Origin of the sequence: Gordonia mangrovi (genome assembly GCF_024734075.1) — a bacterium.
GTDB lineage: Bacteria > Actinomycetota > Actinomycetes > Mycobacteriales > Mycobacteriaceae > Gordonia > Gordonia mangrovi.
In genome coordinates, this window is sequence record NZ_CP102850.1 from 3,067,105 (window position 1) to 3,081,338 (window position 14,234).

General features: G+C 67.0%; 13 protein-coding genes. 7 read left to right on the forward strand and 6 right to left on the reverse strand.

From position 1 onward, the window contains the following. The first annotated feature begins 35 nt into the window (after window positions 1-35). The 3 genes from NWF22_RS13865 (at window position 36) to NWF22_RS13875 (ending at window position 2,461) form a co-directional block, all read left to right on the forward strand. Window positions 36-551, forward strand: coding sequence for a DUF6764 family protein (locus NWF22_RS13865; RefSeq protein WP_160904103.1), 516 nt, complete (start codon window positions 36-38; stop codon window positions 549-551). An 86-nt stretch (window positions 552-637) separates the two neighbouring features. Further along, window positions 638-1,600, forward strand: a complete 963-nt coding sequence (ppk2, locus tag NWF22_RS13870) for a polyphosphate kinase 2 (RefSeq protein ID WP_160904104.1) — start codon at window positions 638-640, stop codon at window positions 1,598-1,600. Window positions 1,601-1,642: 42 nt separating this feature from the next. Further along, window positions 1,643-2,461, forward strand: coding sequence for a hypothetical protein (locus NWF22_RS13875; RefSeq protein WP_160904105.1), 819 nt, complete (start codon window positions 1,643-1,645; stop codon window positions 2,459-2,461). Window positions 2,462-2,473: 12 nt separating this feature from the next. Here NWF22_RS13875 and NWF22_RS13880 read toward each other — a convergent pair whose 3' ends face one another. Continuing rightward, window positions 2,474-4,540 carry a prolyl oligopeptidase family serine peptidase gene (locus NWF22_RS13880; protein ID WP_160904106.1) on the reverse strand — a complete coding sequence of 689 codons (2,067 nt, stop codon included), beginning with the start codon at window positions 4,538-4,540 and terminating at the stop codon, window positions 2,474-2,476. A gap of 185 nt (window positions 4,541-4,725) precedes the next feature. Between NWF22_RS13880 and NWF22_RS13885 the strand changes: the two genes are divergently transcribed. Then, entirely contained in the window at window positions 4,726-6,369 is a 1,644-nt protein-coding gene (locus NWF22_RS13885) for a serine hydrolase (protein ID WP_258321143.1), read from the forward strand. A gap of 92 nt (window positions 6,370-6,461) precedes the next feature. On the opposite strand, the gene NWF22_RS13890 is transcribed toward NWF22_RS13885, so the two are convergent. Continuing rightward, complete coding sequence (locus tag NWF22_RS13890; protein WP_160904107.1) at window positions 6,462-7,658, reverse strand: oxidoreductase; 1,197 nt, start codon at window positions 7,656-7,658, stop codon at window positions 6,462-6,464. Next, the gene (locus tag NWF22_RS13895; RefSeq protein WP_160904108.1) at window positions 7,658-8,254 is read right to left on the reverse strand and encodes a TetR/AcrR family transcriptional regulator; all 597 of its coding nucleotides are present in this window, start codon (window positions 8,252-8,254) and stop codon (window positions 7,658-7,660) included. Before NWF22_RS13895 ends, NWF22_RS13890 begins: the two co-directional genes overlap by 1 nt. Window positions 8,255-8,469: 215 nt before the next feature. On the opposite strand from NWF22_RS13895, the gene lpdA reads away from it, so the two are divergent. Together lpdA and NWF22_RS13905 are read left to right on the forward strand one after the other, a co-directional pair. Continuing rightward, entirely contained in the window at window positions 8,470-9,879 is a 1,410-nt protein-coding gene (gene lpdA / locus NWF22_RS13900; protein WP_202399023.1) for a dihydrolipoyl dehydrogenase, read from the forward strand. A gap of 182 nt (window positions 9,880-10,061) precedes the next feature. Then, window positions 10,062-10,940 (forward strand): DNA-3-methyladenine glycosylase family protein, encoded by an 879-nt coding sequence (locus NWF22_RS13905; RefSeq protein ID WP_160904110.1) that lies wholly within the window; start codon window positions 10,062-10,064, stop codon window positions 10,938-10,940. 45 nt (window positions 10,941-10,985) lie between these two features. Here NWF22_RS13905 and NWF22_RS13910 read toward each other — a convergent pair whose 3' ends face one another. Both NWF22_RS13910 and NWF22_RS13915 read right to left on the reverse strand, forming a co-directional pair. Further along, on the reverse strand, window positions 10,986-11,627 hold the full coding sequence (locus NWF22_RS13910; RefSeq protein ID WP_160904111.1) for a class I SAM-dependent methyltransferase: 642 nt from the start codon (window positions 11,625-11,627) through the stop codon (window positions 10,986-10,988). A gap of 23 nt (window positions 11,628-11,650) precedes the next feature. Then, complete coding sequence (locus tag NWF22_RS13915) at window positions 11,651-12,187, reverse strand: carboxymuconolactone decarboxylase family protein (RefSeq protein WP_160904112.1); 537 nt, start codon at window positions 12,185-12,187, stop codon at window positions 11,651-11,653. 25 nt (window positions 12,188-12,212) lie between these two features. Here NWF22_RS13915 and NWF22_RS13920 point away from each other — a divergent pair, with 25 nt between their 5' ends. Continuing rightward, window positions 12,213-12,680: a MaoC family dehydratase gene (locus NWF22_RS13920; protein WP_160904113.1), complete on the forward strand. Its 468-nt coding sequence runs from the start codon at window positions 12,213-12,215 to the stop codon at window positions 12,678-12,680. A 5-nt stretch (window positions 12,681-12,685) separates the two neighbouring features. On the opposite strand, the gene NWF22_RS13925 is transcribed toward NWF22_RS13920, so the two are convergent. Next, window positions 12,686-14,044, reverse strand: coding sequence for a lipase family protein (locus NWF22_RS13925; protein WP_160904114.1), 1,359 nt, complete (start codon window positions 14,042-14,044; stop codon window positions 12,686-12,688). Between the last annotated feature and the right edge of the window lie 190 nt (window positions 14,045-14,234).

Consider the following 14,234-nt stretch of genomic DNA (forward strand, 5'->3'; position numbering starts at 1 on the left):
TGGTGCGTTCGGGGTGATCGAGGAGTCGAATGCTAATGCGTATCAACAAACTTGGGGCTCGTGCCGCGGTCGCTGTGCTCGGTGGTGGCGTGCTGGCGGCGATGGCTGCGCTCGGTGGGGGAACCGCCCAGGCGACGACGTGTTCGGCATCCGACGGTCACCAGATCGAGCGCATCGTCGGACAGGGCGGTTGCGGCGCCAAGGCGGGTACCGGCAGCACCGCCTTCGCCGAGGATTCCAGCAATGCGGGCACCGCGGTCGCCGTCGCCGACACGGGCGGCAGCTCGACCGCTCGCAATCTGCAGCCGGGTTCGACGGCGCTGGCGGGCGCTTCGACCGGCGGCACCGCATACTCGGTGACCACCGGCCCGAAGGCGTTCTCGGTCGCGCAGGCGCGGCAGGGTGGTGTCACGGTGGCCGTCGGCGGCTGGGGTGGTCAGGCGATCGCCGGACCCGACGGCGCCATCTGCCAGGGCGGTTTCGCGACCGCAGTCGACAGCACCACCGGCAAGGCCTGCCTGCGCTCCGGAACGATCAACCTCTACAACTGAGTGCCTGGGCGCGGTGCGCTGACCAGAACCGGGCCCGTTCACTTCGTCGCTACGCGACGTTCGGCCTGTGCGCATATCGTTGAGAGGTGACCGAGACACACGATCCCGTACTGAGCACCTCGGCCGAGCCCGGCCCGGACTTCAGCGTGATGAACGGGCGCGAAGCGCTACAGCGTCTTGTCGATCTGCGCGACACGAGGCAGTTCACGGTCAACGACGACGATGACGATGACCCCGTCCTGCTGACGCTGCCGGAACGCAACGTGGTCGACACCTGGCGACAGGACTACCCGTACGACGAACGGATGAGTCGCCGCGAGTACGAGGTGACCAAGCGTCGGCTGCAGATCGAACTGCTGAAGCTGCAGAAATGGTCCAAGCAGACCGGGCAGCGGCATCTGCTGGTGTTCGAGGGACGCGACGCCGCCGGCAAGGGTGGCACCATCAAACGGTTCAACGAACACCTCAACCCGCGCGGCGCGCGCACCATTGCGCTGGAGAAGCCGAGCGAGCGTGAGGCCACCGAGTGGTACTTCCAGCGGTATGTGCAGCACCTGCCGGCGGCCGGGGAGATGGTGTTCTTCGACCGCTCCTGGTACAACCGTGCCGGCGTCGAACGTGTGATGGGGTTCTGCACCCAGGAGCAATACACCCAGTTCATGCATCAGGTGCCCGCGTTCGAGCGGATGCTCGTCGACGACGGCATCAACCTGGTGAAGTTCTGGTTCTCGGTGACCCCGCTCGAGCAGCGCACCCGCTTCGCGATCCGGCAAATCGACCCGGTGCGGCAGTGGAAGCTCTCGCCGATGGACCTCGCGTCGCTCGACAAATGGGATGCGTACACGAGCGCGAAAGAGGCGATGTTCGCGAACACCGACACCGACCACGCACCGTGGACGGTGGTGAAGAGCAACGACAAGAAGCGGGCCCGCATCAACGCCATGCGTCACGTGTTGAGCCTGTTCGAGTACGAGGGCAAGAACGCCGAACTCGTCGGCGTCCCAGACCCGTTGCTCGTCGGACGCGCCAGCGACCTGGTCGGGGAGTAGCCGCTGCCGTAGCACGTCGTCGGCGTCGGTAGCCTCGTGGGCGTGCGGACTTTCCTCAGTGGGCTGCTGACCCTGATCGCGATGGCGGCGATCGTTCTCGCCTTCCCGTCGCTGTGGGTCAAGGAGCGTCTGGTCGACTCCGACGGCTTCGTCGCAAACATCACACCGATGGCCCAGAACGAGCAGGTCCAGGACTATCTGGCAGGACAGATCGCCGACGGTGTCGCCGAGGAGACCGGCATCGCGTTGACGGCCCCGGTGGTGGAACCGGCGGCCCGCGCGTACACGCACAGCGACGCGTTCGAGGCCGACTTCGTCGACGTCGTCTCCCAACAGCACGCATGGTTGTTCGACGAACCGTCGGCCGGGTCGGACACCACGACCATGCAGCTCGATATCACGGATATGGTCAACCGGGTGATCGCGCAGACCGGCGTGGACGCCCGCGTCTCCGGCCCGATCCTGGTGCCGCTGACCGGTAGCGGCGGTGCCGGACTGGAAGCCGGCCGCTATCACGAGGTCGGCCAACAGATCACCGCGATGGCCTATGCGTCGCTGCTGGTGGCGGTGGCCGCGGGTGTCCTCGCCCTGGTCATCGCCCGACGCCGATCGACAGTGCTGGCCTGGCTCGGAGTGGGTGTGGTGGCCTCGGCGGTGTTCGCCTGGGCGGTGGCCCTGTTCTTCGCCGATCGCGCCAAGGATGAGGTCGAGGCCGCCGAAGAAGGCGGCCGCGAGGTGTCCGCGGTGATCATCGACAGCGCCGCCACCGACCTGCAGGACCTGGCGTTGATCGTCGGGGCAGTCGGCGTCGGAGTCGTTGTGCTCGGGGTCCTCGGCCGGGTCACACTCGGCCGCCGCTAGCATCAACCGGAATCACTCGTCGCCCAGTGCGCGCCACAGGAACTCGTAGGCCAACGCCGACTTGAACGCGGCCTGCTTGTTGTCGGCCGCGCCGCCGTGCCCACCCTCGATGTTCTCGTAGTACGAGACGTCGTGGCCGAGTTCCTCCAACCGCGCCACCAGCTTTCGGGCGTGACCCGGATGTACGCGGTCATCGCGGGTGGACGTGGTGACCAGCAGCTGCGGGTACTCGGCGTCGGCCCGGAGGTTCTGATACGGCGAGAACGGCTCCATGAACGCCCACTGCTCGGGATCGTCCGGGTCGCCGTACTCGGCCATCCACGACGCACCGGCCAACAGCAGATGGAACCGGCGCATGTCGATCAGCGGGACCTGACACACCAACGCGCCGAACAACTCCGGGTATCGCGTCAGCATGACCCCCATCAACAGTCCACCGTTGGAACCGCCCTGTGCGCCCAGCTGCTGTGCCGTCGTGAGCCCCTCGGCGACCAGTGCCTTCGCCACGCTCGCGAAATCCTCGTACACCTTGTGCCGACCGGCCTTCTGGGCCTGGGTGTGCCACGACGGCCCGTACTCGCCGCCGCCGCGGATGTTGGCGATCACGTAGATGCCGCCGCGTGCCACCCAGCCCCGCCCGGCAATGGCCATGTAGCCCGGCGTGAGTGAGTTCTCGAAGCCGCCGTAGCCGTACAGCAAAGTCGGGCCCGACGTGACGTCGGACCGGCGCACCACGAAATAGGGCACGGCGGTGCCGTCGTCGGAGGTGGCGAAACGTTGCTCGGCGACCACGTCCTCGGCGTCGAAGAACGCCGGCGACTGTTTGATGACTTCGGCGGCGGCCCCCGACTGCCCGTAGAGCAGGCTCGGCGGGGTGGTGAACGAACTCGCCGACCAGAAGATCTCATCGGTCTCGTCGGGGTCGGTGTCGAGGACCGAGATCGTCGCCAACTCGGGCAGCCCGGGCGTCTCGGTCGGCGCCCAGTCCCCGAGGGGCAACGTGGTGATCTCGGTCTGCACGTCGCGCAGAGTGGTCAAGATCAGGTGCGAGCGGGTGAAGGAGTAGTCGGCGAGACTGGTGTGCGCATCGGGCGTGAACAGGACGGTCGCGTCCCGGCCACCGGCGAGGAAGTCCGCGTAGTCGAACACCAACAGGCTGCCGGGCGCGAACGTCTGCTCACCGACGACCCACTCCGAGCGTGGCATCACCAGCAGCCAGTCCATGCGCACGGCGGAATGGGCGTCGGTGGGGACGTCGATCGCGATTGCGTCGCTGTCGCGTAGCTCGTAGCGCAACGAGTTGAAGAAATCCGTGGCGCGGCTGGCGAAGTGGCGTTCATAACCGGGGGTGCTGTCGTAGCCGGCGCCCGCCGACACGTCGTCGACCAGACCCGCGAACACCTCGACCGCGTCGGACAGCGGGGTGCCGCGGGTCCAGCGTTTGGTGATCCGCGGATAGCCCGATGTGGTCAGCGACGACGAGCCGTCCGGTTGGACGCCGAAATCGGTCCCCACGTAGACGGTGTCGCGGTCGATCCAGCCGATGCTCGATTTGTTCTCGGGTAGCACGAAGCCGTCGGCGACCCACGATCGGGTCTCGATGTCGAACTCGCGGATCACGGTGGCGTCCGCGCCACCCCGCGACAACGACACCAATGCGTGGCGGTACTCCGGCCGCAGCACGGTCGCGCCCGCCCACACCCAGTTCTCGTCCTCGTCGGCCGCCAACGCGTCGACGTCGATCAGCACATCCCACTCGGGGGAGTCGGTGCGATAGGAGTCGAGCGTGGTGCGGCGCCACAACCCCTTGGGGTTGGCGGCATCACGCCAGAAATTGTACAGATACTCCCCACGGCGACGGACATACGGAATCCGGTCATCGGTGTCGAGCACCTCGAGGGCCTCGGCTTCCAGGGTAACGAACCGGTCGCCAGTACCCAGATCGTCAACGGTGGGCTGGTTGTGTGCCCGCACCCAGTCGAGTGCGCGGTCGCCGGTGACATCCTCCAACCAGATGAACGGATCGTCGGGCTGCGTCGGGGTGCCGTCTGCCGGTTCGGCGGAAGAGAAATCGTTCACCCGGTCAACCTAGCGCGGTGACGGGGATCCGCGTCGGTGCGGCTGCTCGAGCGCATCCGGTCAGCCCGCCCCGCCGCTCGGTGAACCGGCCCCTCACCGGCGCCGCTACCGATAACGTGGTGAGCGGGTCGAACGGCGGCGTGCCACGGCGGTGGCATGCTCTTCGAGGAAGAAGGTGCCCCGTGGTGTCCTCCCCAGCCTGTGGCGCGTGGCGGCGACGCTCCGTCGGCACGCTCACCTCCGTGCTCGTGGTCGCGGCACTGGTGGCCGCGTGCGACACCGGGTCCTCGGGGACAGGTCCGTCGTCGTCGGCAGCGGCGCCGTCGAGTGCCGAGGCGCCGGGCAACCCGGCCACCGCGGTGGCGCAACCCCTGCCCGACAATGCGGTCGGCAACGCCGTCGATCAACTCGACGGCCTGGTCGAATCGATCATGGACTCCACTCAGATCCCCGGTATGGCGGTGGCGGTGGTGCACGGCGGACAGACCGTCTACGCGAAGGGTTTCGGGGTCAAGGAGGTCGGCACCGATGAGGCGGTGGGCACTGACACCGTCTTTCCACTAGCCTCGATGTCCAAGCCGATCGGATCGACGGTGATCGCCTCGCTCGTCACCGACGACGTCGTCTCCTGGGACACCCCGGTCGCCACGAACCTGCCCGGCTTCGCGCTCTCCGATGTGTGGGTCACCGACAACGTCACCATCGGCGACATGTACGCCCACCGATCAGGATTACCCGACCATGCCGGCGACAAGCTCGAGGACATGGGCTACGACCGGCAGGAGATCCTCGCCCGACTGCGTTACATCCCCCTCGACCCGTTCCGGATCAGCTACAACTACACCAACTTCGGGGTCACCGCCGCCGCCGAATCGGCCGCGCGCAAAGCCGGTGCCGATTGGGAGACGCTGTCGCAGAACACAATCTACGGCCCGCTCGGCATGGAGAACACCAGTTCGCGGTTCGCCGACTTCGAGGAACAGCCCGACCGGGTGGTTGGGCATGTGCAGGTCGACGGCGAGTGGGTGAGGACACCGGTGCAACGCGACCCGGACGCACAGTCACCGGCCGGCGGGGTGTCGTCGTCGGTGAACGATCTGACCCACTGGATGACCATGCTGCTCGCCGACGGGGAGTACAACGGTGAACAAGTCGTCGCCGAGGATGCGCTGCTGCCGGCCGTCACTCCCGAGATCGTGTCGTCGCCGGCCGGTTCGCCGAATGCGCGCGCGGGTTCCTACGGGTACGGGTTCAACGTGACGGTCACCGAGAGCGGCCGCACGCAGTACAGCCACTCGGGGGCGTTCCTGATGGGTGCCGGCACCAACTTCCTGGTCATGCCGTCGGCCGACGTTGCCATCGTCGCGCTGTCCAACGCGACGCCGGTCGGCGCGGTCGACGCCCTGACCGGCGAGTTCGCCGACATTGTCCAGTTCGGTGAGGTCCGGCACGATTGGCGCACCCTCTACGCGGGTGCCTACACCGAGATTTCCGAGCCGACGGGCAGTCTCGTCGGCGAGCAGCCTCCCGAGAATCCCGCACCGGCGCAACCGGCGTCGAGCCATGTGGGTACCTATCGCAACGACGTCTACGGCCCGGCCGTGGTGCGCGACGAGGACGGCACGTTGGTGCTCGCGATGGGGCCCGACGGTGTCACCACGCATGAGCTGACCCATTGGGACGGCAATACGTACACGTTCACCCTGCGCAACGAGAACGCGGCGCTCGGCTCAGTCTCCGAGGTGTCCTTCGATCCCGCGGCCGGAAGGATGACGATCGAGTACTACGACGACGACTCCAGCGACGGGGTGTTCACCAAGGAGGGTTGACGCGTGCATCGGTGTCGGCTGATCGCTGTGGTCACGGGACTGGTGATCGCCCGGATTCCGCCGTCCCCACGTGCCATATCGGCGTAACCCGGTCAGATGCCCAGCGGATCGGGGACCTCGCCGGCGCGGATCGGGCAGCGGGTGTGGGTGTAGATGGTCGGCATGCACAGGTTGCAGTGCACGCAGCGTGAGGCCGTGGTCGGATCGGCCTGGATGCGCAGCGGCAGATCCGGTTCGCGCAGCAGTGCGCGACCCATGGCGACGAAGTCGAATCCGGCGGCCAGCGCCGTGTCCATCGACGTACGGTCGGTGACGCCGCCGAGCAGGATCAGCGGCATCCGCACAGCGCCGCGCAGGCGTTGGGCCAACGGCAGCAGGTAGGTGTCGTGATAGTCGTAGTGCTTCAAGAAGAACGGCGCGGCCACTTTGAGCCCGGCGCGCATGGTGCCGCCGAAGGCGTTCGCGAACTCCTCGCGCGGCGGCTCGCCGTGGAACAGGAACATCGGGTTGAGCAGCGAGCTGCCGGCGGTCGGTTCGATCGCATCGAGGTGGCCGTCGGCTTCCAACAGTTGTGCGACGGCGCAGGCATCGTCGATGCCGAGGCCGAACCGGCCCGCACCGTCGTACATGTTGAGTTTTGCCCAGACCGCGGCCTCGTCGCCGACTTCGGTGCGGACCGCCTCGACGACCTCTCGGGCGAACCGTGCCCGGTTGACCAGCGACCCGCCGTACTCATCCCGCCGGCGATTCAGCAGCGGCGACAGGAAGCAGCTGACCAGATAGTTGTGGCCGCAGTGGATCTCGAGTCCGTCGAAACCGCTGTCCACCGCGATTCGGGCGGCCCGTCGGAACGTCGCCGTCATCGCCGCGATGTCGTCGGAGTCGAGCTTGCGGGTCACCGACATACCCATCGGCGCCGGAATCCCCGACGGACCGAGCGCCTTGGCCCGGTTCGACACGGAGTTGGCGACCGGACCGGCATGGCCGAGCTGTGCGGCGGCCAGCGCACCCTCGGCGTGGATGGTGTCGGTCAGCCGCCGCAGACCGGGCATCGCCTCGTCGCGCAGCCAGATCTGATGGCGGTCGGTGCGGCCCTCGGGCGCGACGGCGCAGTAGGCGACGGTACTCATCGCCACGCCGCCGGCCGCGACCTCCCGGTGGAACTCGATGAGGTCGTCGGTCACCAGCGCATCCGGTGTCGCGCCTTCGAAGGTGGCGCATTTGATGAGACGGTTGCGCAGCGTGAGTGGTCCGAGGCGGGCCGGGCTGAAGGGGTCGGGTGTGCTCATCAGGACTTCTCGGGCGCCGGGGCGCTACGGGCGGGTGTCGACAGGCCGGCGACCACGAAGTCGCGCAGCGCGGCCGTGGCGGTCGGCGACGGTGGTGAGTCACCGGCACACTGGTCCAGGATCAGGCCGAAAGCCAGTCCCCACCGTCGGCGCGCATCGTCGACGTCGAGGCCTTCGACGATCTGCGCAAGCACCTGCGACCACTGATCGAGTCGAAACCACGGCCGTGTCCACTCCGCGTCGGGGTGTGCGGCGACGAACCGGGCCAGCAGGCGCAGGTGCAGCTGACCGACCGGCTCGGAACCGATGGTGGCGAACGGCTCCAGGATCAGGTCGACGAGGTCGACGACCTGCGCGGAGGCGGGGTCGAACCGGTTGAGCAGGTCGGCCCATCGCGGCTCCATCCGGTCCTCGAGGAGTGCCACCACCAGCGCATCCTTGGAACCGAAGTGATAGTGCACGGCCGCCGGATTGGCCCCGGCCGCCGCGCAGATCGCGCGGGCCGATACCTGCTCGTACCCGTCGGTGAGCAGGAGGGATTCGGCGGCGGTCAGCAGGGCGGTGCGGGTCGTCGAGCTGCGGGTCGGTGCGGGCATGACCTCGATGCAAGCACAGTCCCATCAGTGATTCAATCACTGATGGAAATCAGTGGCGTAACGAATCGCCGGGAACGGAGCGGGTCGTCTTCGGTGGCGCGGGTGGCGCGGGCCGCCGACGACTCGCGTGGTCCGAGTGGGACCTGCGTGATCGACTTCGACCCGCGCGACCGGTGAAGTTACCGGCGAGTACGGGGACACGCTGCGGTCCCGACATGGCCCGACGTAGGCTGACAGGCGTGGCTGAACACTTTCAAACAGTTGTACTAGGTGCAGGTCCAGGTGGGTACGTGGCCGCGATCCGGTCCGCCCAGCTGGGCATGAAAACCGCCGTCATCGAAGAGAAGTATTGGGGCGGTGTCTGTCTGAACGTTGGATGTATCCCATCCAAGGCGTTGCTGCGCAACGCCGAGCTGGCGCACATCTTCAACCATCAGGCGAAGACGTTCGGCATGTCCGGCGACGTCTCGTTCGACTTCGGGGCGGCGTTCGACCGCAGCCGAAAGGTGTCGGAGGGGATCGTCAAGGGCGTCCACTTCCTGATGAAGAAGAACAAGATCACCGAGATCGACGGATACGGCAAGTTCACCGACGCGAAGACCATCGTCGTGGGTGACCGCGAGATCACCTTCGACAACGTCATCATCAACACCGGCTCCACCGTGAAGTTGCTGCCCGGTGTGCAGCTCAGTGACAACGTGGTCACCTACGAAGATCAGATCCTCACGCGCGAGCTGCCGAAGTCGATCGTCATCGTCGGCGCCGGCGCCATCGGCATGGAGTTCGGCTACGTGCTCGCCAACTACGGCGTCGATGTCACCATCGTCGAGTTCCTCGACCGGGTGCTGCCCAACGAGGATGCCGACGCATCCAAGGCCATCGCCAAGGAATACAAGAAGCTCGGCGTCAAGGTGCTGACCTCCACCAAGGTGCAGTCGGTGAAGGACAACGGCGACTCCGTCACCGTCACCTACAAGGACGCGAAGGACAAGGATGGCGAGATCACCGTCGACAAGGTCCTCATGTCCGTCGGCTTCGCCCCACGCGTGGAGGGCTTCGGCCTGAAGAACACCGGAGTGGAACTGACCGACCGCGGCGCCATCGCGATCGACGACTTCATGCGCACCAACGTCGACGGCATCTATGCCATCGGTGACGTCACCGCCAAGCTGATGCTCGCGCACGTCGCCGAGGCGCAGGGTGTGGTGGCCGCCGAGGTGATGGCCGGGGCGGAGACGATGACGCTGGGTGACTACCGATTCATGCCGCGCGCCACCTTCTGCCAGCCGCAGGTCGCGTCCTTCGGGCTCACCGAGGCGCAGGCCAAGGACGAGGGCTACAACGTCAAGGCGACCACGTTCCCGTTCAGCGCCAACGGCAAGGCCCAGGGCCTGGGCGAGACAGCAGGGTTCGCCAAGCTGCTCACCAACGCCGACACCGACGAGTTGCTCGGTGGACACCTGGTGGGCGACAACGTCTCCGAGATGCTCCCGGAGATGACCCTCGCGCACAAGTGGGACCTCACCGCCAAGGAACTCGCCCGCAACGTGCACACCCACCCGACCTTGTCGGAGGCGATGCAGGAGACGTTCCATGGGGCCTTGGGGCACATGATCAACCTGTAGGCGGTTTCGGGCCGCCTCCTCCATGTCGAGAGAACCCGGATTTTCACCGAGAGAACCCAGAGTTGTGCCGAGAGCATCCGTTTCGCGGCGCGGCTGGGTTCTCTCGGTGAAAATCCGGGTTCTCTCGACTGTCGTGGGCGCGTCGGGTGCGCGGGGTGCGACCGTCGTGCTGGGCACGATCGGTGGGTGAGGTCACCCGCGAGTGGGTACCCGGGTACCCACTCGACATCCGTGCGACGGTCGGTATCCATCGCCGTGGGTTCGGAGATCCGTCGTTCACCTACGGCCGTGACGGCTCGGTGTGGTGGGCGGTGTCCACCCCCGACGGTCCGGGCACGCTGACGCTGCGTTCCGACGGTACGACCATCACCGGCCGTGCGTGGGGTTCGGGTGCGGCATGGCTGCTCGAGCAGATGCCGGACTTCCTGGGCGCCCAGGACGATCCAGATGCTCTCGTGCCGCTCGACGATGTTGTGCGGGAACTCGTCCGACGCTCCGGCGGTTTGCGGATCGGTCGTACCGACCGGGTCTGGGCGGCGCTCGTGCCGGCGATCCTCGAACAGAAGGTGGTGGGCGCGGAGGCCTTTCGGGCATGGCGGTACCTCGTCCGCCGCTTCGGTGAGCCCGCACCGGGTCCGGTGCCGGACACCATGCGGGTGCCGCCGCCGCAGCGCGACTGGGCGCGCATTCCGAGTTGGGAGTGGCATCGCAGCGGCATCGAGCCGGTGCGGATGCGCACTATCCGCGATGCCACCGCGATGGACGTCGAACGCCACCACGACCGGCTGACCCTCCTGCGAGGCGTCGGTCGATGGACCGAGGCCGAGACGCGCTCACGAGCGGTCGGCGACCCCGACGTCGTCAACGTCGGCGACTACCACATCCCCAAGCTGGTGGGGCTGACCCTGATCGGCGAACCCGTCGACGACGACGGGATGCTGGAACTGCTCGAACCGTATGCCGGACAACGGCAAAGGATCATCCGAATGGTCGAACGGCACGGTGTGCGTCCCGAGCGGCGCGGCCCCCGGATGACGGTGCGTGACTACCGCGACTTGTGACCCGACCCTGCCTCCCTGTGCGGCGGGCGGGTGAGGCGGGTCAGGTCAGGACGGTTTGACGGCGAGGACGTACTGCCCCTGTCCGGTGATCGTCTGCTCCACGTGGTCGGCGCCGGCGGAGTCGAGTCGATCGACTATCTCGTGCTTTCCGAAGATCCGGTAGCCGGACATCTCGGCGATACTGCGAACTCCCGGCAGCGCCACGAGGTCGGTGGCAACCGACGTGAAGATCACCACCTCGCCGCCGGGTCGGGTGACGCGGACGAGTTCGTCGATCACCGGTAGCGGATCGGGGATGAGGTAGAGTGCGGCGAGGCAGGTGACGGTGTCGAAGGTGTTGTCGGGGAACGGCATCGCGTGGGCGTCGGCGCGGATGTAGCTGGTGCGGTCGGTGGTGTTGGTGCGCGCGGCCTGCTCGAGCATGCTGGGGGAGTAGTCGATGCCGATGCACCGGCCCTCGCCGGTCAGTCCCTCGGCGAACCTCCGGGTGTAGTTGCCCGGGCCGCAGGCGACGTCGAGCATCAGGCGCTCGCCGGGCCGGGACAGATAAGCGGTCAACGCCTTGTCGAAATCGGCGGTGCCCGAACCGCCGAGGCTGAACAGGCGGGTGAATGTGGGCCGCCAGAGTCGTTCGTAGACCTGCGAAAACAGGCGATTGTGCATCATCTGCTGTGCGATCGAACTCATGTCGCCCCCGGCGGCCGCTGTGGTCAGACTCTGGTGTCGCGCTGGACGCGCAATGTTCCGATGGTCGTGGCGAGCATGTCGTACTGCCCGACGAGCAGGACGAACGCGACGAGCTTCGCATCGTCGAGGTGTCGGCGCAGGGCCGCCCACGTCGGATCGGTGACGTCCTTATCCGACACCAGTTCGTCGGCCGCGCGCAGCAGCGTGCGTTCCCGGTCGCCCCACCCCTCGTCGGGGCCGGCCAGGATGCGGTCGAACTCGTCAGGTGTGATCCCGGCGCGTGCGCCCAACCACCGGTGATGATCGAGTTCGTAGTCGCACTGACGCAGGTGCGCGACGCGGATGATGATCATCTCGGAGTCCTTGCGCGACAACAGCCCAAACGGCATCAGACGGGCGCCGAAGTGCAGCCAGCCCCGGAAGAGACCCTTGGCTCGGCCCAGCGTGGAGAAGATGCGCGCGTCGTCGACCCCGATCACGCGAGCTGCGCCGCGAGCGAACAGCCAGTTGATCGGACCGAGGTCGCCGAAGCGGCCGGGAGCTACGCGAGGAGTGCTCATGGGGCAACGGTAGACTACCGAGACTATGACGAGCACCACACAACGGACGTTCACCAGTGTCGAGGAAATGAAGGCTGCGATCGGGGAGGACCTCGGTTCGGGTGACTGGATGGAGATCGATCAGGAGCGCGTCAATGCGTTCGCCGACGCCACCGGTGACCACCAATGGATCCACGTCGATCCCGAGCGCGCGAAGAACGGGCCGTTCGGGGCGCCGATCGCCCACGGCTACCTGACCCTGTCGCTGCTGCCCGTGCTCGCCGGTGGCATCTTCACCGTCGAGGGTCCGAAGCTGGTCATCAACTACGGCCAGAACAAGGTGCGCTTCCCCAACCCGGTGAAGGTCGGGTCGCGTGTCCGCTCGAACGCCGTCATCAAGTCCGTGGAGGAGACTCCCGCCGGCGTGAACATGGTGGTCACCAACACCATCGAGATCGAGGGTGAGGCCAAGCCGGCGTGTGTCGCCGAGAGCGTGCGGGTGCTGGTCTACTGACCAGTTCAGCTCGTCGGGCAACCGTTCTTCGGCGGGGTGCCGGACAGGCGGGCCTCGATCCAGTTCATGGCGTCGTCGAACGCGGTGAACACCGTGGTCATGTGCTCTCCGGGATACTCGCGATAGGTCGCGTTGACACCCAGGCGGCACTGCTCGGCGAAGAGCGAACGGGCCTGGCTCGCCGGAATCCACCACTCCTGCGTGCCGTGGTAGATGAACACCGGCATCGCTGCCTTCATGTCCTTCATCGACGTGATGTCGAAGATCTCCTGCGCAACCGGGGACCCATACGGGTCGGGCACGTTCGACAACGCCTGGGTCGGGACGAACGAAAAGCCCATGTAGCCCATGGTGCCGGTGCACAGGTTCTTGAAGAAGTCGTTGGTCGCCAACCACCGCGCGACGTTGTTGGCCATCGGCAGCAACTCGGGTCGCTCACGCGTGATACCCAAAATGGCGGCGTGGTAGACGCCGGTGGCCAAGTTGGCGTTCATCGCCACAGCCAACTCGCGGTAGTCGGCCGGCACGCCGCCGATCGCGGCCCCCACGAAGCGTTCGGCGACCTCCGGCGCATACGAGTTCGCGAGCTTGGCTGTCGCGTTGGTCGCGATGGCGCCGCCGGAGTAACCGAGCATCGCCAGCGGGCCGCGAGCGAAGTTCTTCGCGTCGAAGGTTCCGGCGGCACGGATGGCGTCGAGGATGACGTGGGCGGCCACGTACGGCTCGGCGTAGGCCATCCGGGCCCCCGTGTGGTCGGGAACGATCACCGCGTAACCCTTTTCCAGGGACTCCTGGGTGGTCGGCGGGTTGAGGTCGGTGTTGTTGGTGTCGTCGCTCTTGCCATGCGACAGCGTGTACCCGGTGGTACATCGGGTACCGAGTGCGACGATGGGCGGGTTGTTCACCATCACCGGCCGTGCACCTCGTCCGGTCCACGGCGTCGGCGGCACGAACAGCGTGGCCGTCGCGAACAGTGGCCGGTCCTGGGCATCGCGCGTGGCGAATTTGATCTGTCGCGCGAGCCCGACCTGTACCTCGAGGAGCGGCGCCGCCACCGAGGCGACGTCGCGGGACGCGATGATCTCGCCCGGGCCGAGTTGGGCTAGGTCGCTCGGCCAGTTGTCGAAGAAGGCGTCGCCGGTGGGCGTCGGCATGATGGCCTCGCGCAGTTCCTGCATTTCCTGCGTGGCGCCCGGGGTCACCGAGCGCGCCGGGATCGAATCGAGCTGCGGTACGTCGGGGGCCGGCACCATCGAGTCGATCCGGCCGGGGAACTGATCAGGGAACGGCATCAGGTTGGCCGGTGCGGCCGCTGCGCTGCCGCTACCTGCCAGCACGGCGGCGACCGTGACCGGCACGACCATCAGGCAGGCCCGAATCCTCGCTCGCGCCCGGCGCGGACTCTGTGCGGAGTTCGTCAGTCTCCCGAATTCTGACGTGACCAGCCTTGTCTTGACCGGACTCGACAACCGCGACGGCATCGCGTTCACCTCTCACTGCTTGCGATCCTCGGGCGTCGTCGATACACACATATCGGAGCCTGCGTTCGCTACC

Excerpts from the sequence above, each read along its gene's own strand:
- NWF22_RS13865 (WP_160904103.1), top strand. The coding sequence starts at position 36 with ATGCGTATCAACAAACTTGGGGCTCGTGCCGCGGTCGCTGTGCTCGGT.
- NWF22_RS13890 (WP_160904107.1), bottom strand. The coding sequence starts at position 7,658 with ATGAGCACACCCGACCCCTTCAGCCCGGCCCGCCTCGGACCACTCACG.
- NWF22_RS13895 (WP_160904108.1), bottom strand. The coding sequence starts at position 8,254 with ATGCCCGCACCGACCCGCAGCTCGACGACCCGCACCGCCCTGCTGACC.
- lpdA (WP_202399023.1), top strand. The coding sequence starts at position 8,470 with ATGGCCCGACGTAGGCTGACAGGCGTGGCTGAACACTTTCAAACAGTT.
- NWF22_RS13910 (WP_160904111.1), bottom strand. The coding sequence starts at position 11,627 with ATGAGTTCGATCGCACAGCAGATGATGCACAATCGCCTGTTTTCGCAG.
- NWF22_RS13915 (WP_160904112.1), bottom strand. The coding sequence starts at position 12,187 with ATGAGCACTCCTCGCGTAGCTCCCGGCCGCTTCGGCGACCTCGGTCCG.
- NWF22_RS13920 (WP_160904113.1), top strand. The coding sequence starts at position 12,213 with ATGACGAGCACCACACAACGGACGTTCACCAGTGTCGAGGAAATGAAG.
- NWF22_RS13925 (WP_160904114.1), bottom strand. The coding sequence starts at position 14,044 with ATGGTCGTGCCGGTCACGGTCGCCGCCGTGCTGGCAGGTAGCGGCAGC.